The following is a 7050-nucleotide window of genomic DNA, read 5'->3' on the forward strand; positions in this document are numbered from 1 at the left end:
AATATGTAGACCAGCAAATATGTAGACCAGCAGTGTCGGCAGCCCGGCGATCATCGCGGCGGCCATATCAACGTTGTATTCCTTGGCCCCGGTGCTGGTGTTGACCAGGTTGTTCAGGGCCACGGTAATTGGCTGGGCATCGCCACTGGCGAAGACCACGCCGAACAGAAAGTCATTCCAGATCTGGGTGAACTGCCAGATCAGGCAGACCATCACGATCGGGATCGACATCGGCAGCAGGATCTTCCAGAAAATCGTGAAGAAACCCGCGCCATCCAGGCGTGCTGCCTTGACCAGCGCATCCGGGATGCTCACGTAGTAGTTGCGGAAGAACAGCGTGGTGAACGCCAGGCCGTAGACGACGTGCACCAACACCAAACCAGTGGTGGTGTTGGCCAGGCCCATCTTGCCGAGGGTGAACGAAGCTGGCAGCAGCACGGTCTGGAACGGCAGGAAGCAGCCGAACAGCAGCAGGCCGAAGAACAGTTGCGAACCACGGAAGCGCCACATCGACAGGACATAACCGTTCATGGCACCGATAAAGGTGGAGATCAGAACGGCCGGCACGGTGATTTTCACCGAGTTCCAGAAATACCCGCCGACGACGTCCCAGGCCTTGATCCAGCCGATACCGTCAATCACGGTCGGCCAGCTCAGCAGGTTGCCGGTACGGATGTCTTCCGGGGATTTGAAACTGGTCAGCAGCATCACCACCAACGGGATCAGATAGACCGCAGCCGCCAGCAACAGCGTTGCGTAGATCGCGATACGGCTGAAGCTCAAGGCCGGTTTGCCGAGTTGATTACTCATGGCGTTTGCCTCGCAATTCGGAGTACAGGTACGGCACCAGAATCGCCAGGATCGCGCCGAGCATCATCATGGCGCTGGCCGAACCAATGCCCATCTGGCCACGGCTGAAGGTGAAGGAATACATGAACATCGCCGGCAGATCGGACGAGTAGCCAGGACCGCCGGCTGTCATCGCCGCCACCAGGTCGAAGCTCTTGATCGCGATGTGCGCGAGAATCATGAAGGCACTGAAGAACACCGGGCGCAGGCTCGGCAGCACGATCTTCATATAGATGGTCGGCAGATTCGCGCCATCGACTTGCGCGGCACGGATGATCGATTGATCGACACCTCGCAGGCCGGCCAGGAACATCGCCATCACAAACCCGGAGGCTTGCCACACCGCGGCGATCACCAGGCAATACACCACGCGATCCTGATCCACCAGCCAGTCGAGACGGAAGCCTTCCCAACCCCAGTCGCGCATCATCTTGTCCAGGCCCAGGCCCGGGTTGAGCAGCCATTTCCATGCCGTACCGGTGACGATCATCGAGAGCGCCATCGGGTACAGGTAAACGGTGCGAATGAAGCCTTCCTTGCGAATTCGTTGGTCCAGCAGCACGGCGAGAAACACGCCGAGCACCAGGCTGATGCCGATGAACATGCCACCGAAGACCGCGAGGTTTTTGCTCGCGACCCACCAGCGATCGTTGTCCAGCAAGCGGGTGTACTGCTGCAGGCCGACCCACTTGTAGCTCGGCATGAAGCTGGAACTGGTGAAGGACAATACGAATGTCCAGATGATGTAACCGTAGAAACCAACCAACACGATCAGCATGCTCGGCGCGAGTACCAACTTGGGTAACCAGCGTTGCAGCGCATCGAACGGTGAGGCTTTGCTGAAAACCGCCACAGAGCTCATCGGGATAATCCAGGTGAAGAGGAATTGATCGGCACACCGATCCCTTGTGGGTGCTGGCTTCTGTGGGAGTTGGCTTGCCTGCGATGGCATCGTCTCGGTCCGAAGTCAAACCGAGTCGCCTGCATCGTGGGCAAGCCCTACTCCCACAAAAGCCCGCCCCCAACAGGGGTCAGGCTGTGTCGGGATTACTGGGCCGCTTTGACAGCCGATGCCAGTTGGGCGCTGGCCTTGGCCGGGTCAGCGTTTTTGTCGTTCATGAAGTTGGTGACCACATCGAAGATCGCGCCTTGCACAGCCAGGGAAGTGGCCATGTTGTGCGCCATGCTCGGTTGYAGGCCGCCGGTCTTGTCGTCTGCCAGGAAGTCCTTGGCCGATGCTTGAGCGCAGGAATCGAAGCCCAGTTTTTCCATGTTGTTCAGCATGTCGGTCCGCACAGGGATCGAGCCTTTGTTGATGCTGAATACTTTCTGGAAGTTTTCACCCAAAGCCACTTTGGCCAGGTCTTGCTGGGCAGCGATAGTTCCCTTGTCCTTGACGTTGAACACGGCCAGGGAGTCGATGTTGTAGGTGAAGGCTTTTTCGGTGCCTGGGAATGGCACGCACAGGTAGTCGGTGCCGGCTACTTTCTTGGCAGCGGTCCATTCGCTTTTGGCCCAGTCGCCCATCATCTGCATGCCGGCCTTGCCGTTGATGACCTCGGCAGCCGCGATGTTCCAGTCACGACCGGCGCGGTTCGGGTCCATGTAGCCGGTGAGTTTTTTCAGCTCGGTGAACGCCTTGGTCATCTCAGGCCCGGAGAGGGTTTTCTGATCCAGGTCCACCAGGGCTTTTTTGTAACCGTCGGCGCCCATGACCGAGAGCACCACGTCTTCAAACACGGTGCTGTCCTGCCAAGGCTGGCCACCGTGGGCGAGCGCGATGAAGCCCGCGGCCTTCAACTTGTCGCCAGCGGCATAGAATTCTTCGAGGGTGGTCGGGGCTTTGTCGATACCGGCTTTCTTGAAGACTTCCGGGTTGATCCACAGCCAGTTCACACGGTGAATGTTCACCGGGACGGCGACGTAGTCACCTTCGAACTTCACGGTGTCGGAGACTTTCTTCGACAGCAGGCCATCCCAGCCTTCGGCCTTGGCAACGTCTTTCAAGGTATCTGGAGCGAGCAAGCCAATGCTGCCCCACTCCTGGATGTCCGGCCCCTTGATCTGCGCAACACCCGGCGGGTTACCCGCTACTGCGCGACTTTTGAGTACGGTCATTGCCGTGGCACCGCCACCACCGGCAACGGCGCCGTCCTTCCAGGTGAAGCCGTCTTTTTCGACTTGAGCCTTGAGCACATCGACCGCTGCTTTTTCACCACCCGACGTCCACCAGTGAACGACTTCCACGGAACCTTTGGATTCGGCGGCAAGCACACTGAGAGGGAGCGCGGACAGGGAGGCGAGAGAAATGACAGTAGCGAGGCGAGAAATCGCATTCATCTAGAAGTACCTTTCTTGTTGTTATGCATGCAAGTCTGGTGCTTGCGCTGCATAGGATTTTAAACAGGAGTCATCCCCTCGCAGGTAACGAAGGGACGCGTGAATGTCACTGCATGGTTACACAGGAGCGCTCTGGGACAACTGACCTAAAGCCGTGGCCATGCTCGGCGCCAACGGTAAACGCGGAATCAGTACGGCTTGCCAGGCGTGATACAGATCGGGTTTACCGACCCAGATATCGGCGCTCGGGCGGTTTTGCGGATCGAGTTCGTGGTGCCAACTGCCGTCGCAACGGTCAATGAAATGATGGTCACAGAATTCCCAGAATTGTCGGTACCAGCGCTCGTATTGCTCATCGCCCGTACGCTTGAGTAACGCGCTGGCGGCGGCGCTGGCTTCGCAATGGGTCCAGTGCAGGCGATGGCGAACCACCGCGCGGTTGTCCCAATCCAGGGTGTAGACAATCCCCGGTGCGCCATCGATATTCCAGCCATGACGGCAGTTGTGGTCGAACAGTTTTTGCGCATCGGTGGCCAGCCACCCCGGCGTAAGCATCCCGGCCCGGACCCGCGCCGCCTCGAGGTGCAGCAACAACCGCGCCCACTCAAAACCGTGACCGGGCGTGGTGCCGTAGGGGCGGAAACCGTCAGCCGGGTTGTCGTGGTTGTAGTCGCGCAGCGGTTGCCAGGCTCGGTCGAAATGCTCGATCACCAGGTAATCATTGGCGGCCGCATGACCATGAATCACCCGCTCGACGATGCGCTGTGCGCGGCATAGCCAGCGGTTGTCTTCGGTGACATCGGCCAGTGCGAGGAAGGCTTCGGTGGCGTGCATGTTGCTGTTAGCGCCACGGTAGGCTTCTTCTTCGCTCCAGTCGCGACTGAAGGATTCGCGCATTGCGCCCTCCTCCTCGCTCCAGAAATGCGTGTCGATGATGTTGATCGCATCATCGAGCAAGGCTTGTGCACCGGGACGTTGGGCGACCACGGCAGAGCTAGCGGCCAAGGCGACGAAGGCGTGTAGATAAGCCGCCTTGCCTGTGTTGTCGTCCAGCGCATGGGCCACCGCAAACCAGCCACCGAACTCGGCATCGCGCAACGGACCACTGAGCGCTTTGACCCCGTGATCCACCAGCTCGGCAAACCCCGGCAAGCCCTGAATATGGGCCATGGCGAAACTGTGGGTCATGCGCGCGGTGTTCATGGTTTCAGCGTAGGCGTTGTCCGGGAGACGGCCTTTTTCATCCAGATTGCCGAAGCCTTCGGCAAGCTTTGATGTCTTGGCAAACGCCAGCAGGCGCAGGCCTTCAGCGGCGAGCCATTGCTGATGGGCAGGCGCGTTCAGCCAACTGCTGAAGTCCGGGTGGAAGGTGTTCATGGGGTGCCTTTTTTGTTGTTTTGACTGCGGGCAGTCTAAACAACGGGCAGTGGCGGGCTTGTAACGAAGGGGGCGAGTTGTGTCACCAAGCTGTGACATTCGACTTGATATATTTGTTTAATGGTCTGACGCCTTCGCGAGCAGGCTCGCTCCCACATTGGACTTGTGTAAGACACATAATCCCTGTGGAAGCGAGCCTGCTCGCGATGAACGATAACTCGGTCTAATTAATCAACACTGCGCGGCAATTGAAGCGTCACTCGTAACCCGCCCTCACGCAGGTTTTGCAGGCTGACCTCGCCGCCATGGCTATGCGCAATATTGCGCGCAATCCCCAGACCCAACCCATACCCCTGCTGCTGCCCGGCCAGGCGGAAGTGCGGTTCGAACACTTGCTCCAATCGTTGCTCTGGCACACCCGGCCCTTCGTCATCGACGTGCAGGACGAACGCGCTGTCATCGTCATCGATGTGCAGGTGCGCGTTCTGTCCATACTTGAGGGCATTGTCGATCAGGTTGCCAATGCAGCGTTTAAGCGCCAACGGTTTGCCGGGGTACGCCGCCAACGCCCGCCCCTGCTGAGTCACGCGACCATTGCCGGAGGGCGCCAGATACGGTTCCACCAGGCAATCGAGCACATGGTTGAGGTCCACCGGTTCGATGTTTTCGTGAATATCGGTGTCTTTCACACATTGCAGAGCACCTTTGACCAACAGCTCCAGCTCATCCAGGTCACGACCGAACTTGGCTTGCAACTGCTCGTCTTCCAGCAATTCCACGCGCAATCGCAGCCGGGTAATCGGCGTGCGCAGGTCATGGGAAATCGCGCTGAACAACTGGCTGCGCTCAGTCAGGTAGCGGCTGATGCGTTCGCGCATGGCATTGAACGCGCGCCCCACTTCGACCACTTCACTGCCGCCACCTTCGGCCACAGGCTCCACTTCCGCCCCCAGCGACATGTCCCGCGCCGCCCGCGCCAGGCGCTTGAGCGGCCGGCTCTGCCAGTGCACCAGCAGGCCGATGAACAACAGCAAAAAGCCGCTGGTGAGAACGATGAACCAGACCTGCTGCGCCGGCAGCCCTTGTTCTTCAAGGCTGGTGTAGGGTTCGGGCAATAACGAGGCGATATACAGCCATTCGCCCGGCGCCATCTGGATTTGCGTGACCAGCACGGGTGGGTTCACAGGTTCCAGCGTCAAGGCGTAGTGCGCCCAGGAGCGCGGCAATTCATCGAGTTTCAAGCCACCGTTGAAAATCCGCAGGTCGTCGGGGCTGACGAAAGTCACCGAAATGTCGGTGTCCTGGCCCAGCGACTGGCGCAGCACTTCGTCCACCGCCTTGAGCACGGCTTCCTTGCGCGGGGTGATCGGCAACACTTCCATGCCCAAGGGTTTGTCGTTGAGCGTCACCACGAATCGGGTGCCGCCCATGCTGCGCAGCTGGTCCAGAACCAACGGCCTGAAGGCGACCGGCAACGAGCGGAAGTAACTGACGCTGGCCGTCATCGAATGCGCCAGGCTGCGCGCACTGGTGACCAAGCCTTGAAGCTGCGTAGCACGCAGTTGTGACACCCAGATCACGCTCGACAATGTCTGCGCAAACAGCACCGCCAGCAACGTCAGCAGCAACATCCGCCCGAGCAGCGAACGGGGCATTGGCACGCGGTCGACGAGTTTGCGCAGGAACTCAGTKACCATTGCTGGCAACCACATTGGCGGCCAGTTGGTAACCGCTGCCGCGTACCGTACGGATCAGACGCGGCGGCTTTTCCGTGTCACGCAGGCGTTGGCGCAAGCGGCTGACGGCCATGTCGACGATGCGGTCCAGCGGCATCAGATCGCGGCCACGGGTGGCGTTGCCGATGGTGTCGCGGTCGAGAATTTCCTGCGGGTGATCGAGGAACAGTTTCAGCAGCGCGAAGTCGGCGCCGGACAGAATCACTTCTTCGCCGTCGGTGTGGAACAGCCGATGGCTGACCATGTCCAGGCGCCAGTCGTCGAAGGCCAGCACTTCACCACCGCTTCGCTCCTGACCGAATTGTGCACGGCGCAACAGGGCCTTGATGCGTGCCTGCAACTCGCGCGGGCTGAAGGGCTTGCCGAGATAATCGTCAGCACCGAGTTCCAGACCAATGACGCGGTCGGCCTCGTCGGAACTGGCGGTGAGCATGATGATCGGCACCTGAGCCTGACGCGGGTGCTGGCGAACCCAGCGGCAGAGGCTGAATCCGTCTTCGTCCGGGAGCATCACATCGAGGATCACCAGATCGCTCGGCGCCTCGTTCAACGCTTGGCGAAAACCGGCGCCATCGGGCGTGGTGCGGACCTGGAAACCGGCGCGAGTCAGGTAGGTGTCCAGCAACTCGCGTATCTCTTGATCGTCATCGACCAATAAAATCGACTTGTTGACTGAGCTCACGGGGCGGCGTCCTTGTTGTTTGAATTGGGCGGATTATGCCTGATCGTGCGTCGATCGTTCCCACGC

Annotated in this window: 6 protein-coding genes; all 6 read right to left on the reverse strand. The window is 59.6% G+C overall.

Translation table 11 applies throughout. The features are described 5' to 3' along the window. A partial coding sequence (locus AC1DRJ_RS16160; protein ID WP_477803043.1) for a carbohydrate ABC transporter permease occupies positions 1 to 810 on the reverse strand: 810 nt, incomplete at its 3' end. After that, positions 803 to 1711, reverse strand: a complete 909-nt coding sequence (locus AC1DRJ_RS16165; protein ID WP_007949442.1) for a carbohydrate ABC transporter permease — start codon at positions 1709 to 1711, stop codon at positions 803 to 805. The genes AC1DRJ_RS16165 and AC1DRJ_RS16160, both read right to left, overlap by 8 nt. Before the next feature lie 185 nt (positions 1712 to 1896). Beyond that, on the reverse strand, positions 1897 to 3189 hold the full coding sequence (locus AC1DRJ_RS16170) for an ABC transporter substrate-binding protein (protein ID WP_477803044.1): 1293 nt from the start codon (positions 3187 to 3189) through the stop codon (positions 1897 to 1899). A 117-nt stretch (positions 3190 to 3306) separates the two neighbouring features. Beyond that, entirely contained in the window at positions 3307 to 4566 is a 1260-nt protein-coding gene (locus AC1DRJ_RS16175; RefSeq protein WP_477803045.1) for a D-mannose isomerase, read from the reverse strand. A gap of 227 nt (positions 4567 to 4793) precedes the next feature. Beyond that, entirely contained in the window at positions 4794 to 6263 is a 1470-nt protein-coding gene (locus tag AC1DRJ_RS16180) for an ATP-binding protein (protein WP_477803046.1), read from the reverse strand. Further along, on the reverse strand, positions 6253 to 6984 hold the full coding sequence (locus tag AC1DRJ_RS16185; protein ID WP_477803047.1) for a response regulator: 732 nt from the start codon (positions 6982 to 6984) through the stop codon (positions 6253 to 6255). Before AC1DRJ_RS16185 ends, AC1DRJ_RS16180 begins: the two co-directional genes overlap by 11 nt. Positions 6985 to 7050: the final 66 nt, after the last annotated feature.

It is taken from the genome of Pseudomonas sp. P5_B2, assembly GCF_056400445.1.